This is a genomic window from Catenuloplanes japonicus (assembly GCF_000717135.1).
Taxonomy (GTDB): Bacteria; Actinomycetota; Actinomycetes; order Mycobacteriales; family Micromonosporaceae; genus Catenuloplanes; species Catenuloplanes japonicus.
On record NZ_JNXY01000103.1, the window covers coordinates 1 to 286 of the forward strand.

The window sequence follows — 286 nt, forward strand, 5'->3', positions numbered from 1 at the left end:
TTACAGCGTGCGTGCGGTCCGCAGGACGCTGCGGGTGCGGAAGATCCCGCACACAATTCCGGAGCGCAAGGACCACAAAGCCAACCGGGCCCGGCGCGGCAGCCGTGGTGGCAGGCCGCCGGCATTCGATCCGGAACGCTACAAGGATCGCAACCGCATCGAGCGGGCCTTCAACCGTCTCAAGCAATTCCGGGCCGTAGCCACCCGCTACGACAAGCTCAAAGTCCGCTACGAAGCTACCGTCACGGTCGCTTCGATCATGGTCTGGCTCCGCATGAAGATCGAC

General features: G+C 64.0%; 1 pseudogene. It reads left to right on the top strand.

The window, feature by feature from the left end:
• Positions 1-34: 34 nt before the first annotated feature.
• A pseudogene (locus tag OP04_RS48175) lies at positions 35-286 on the top strand (IS5/IS1182 family transposase); the annotation flags it as partial.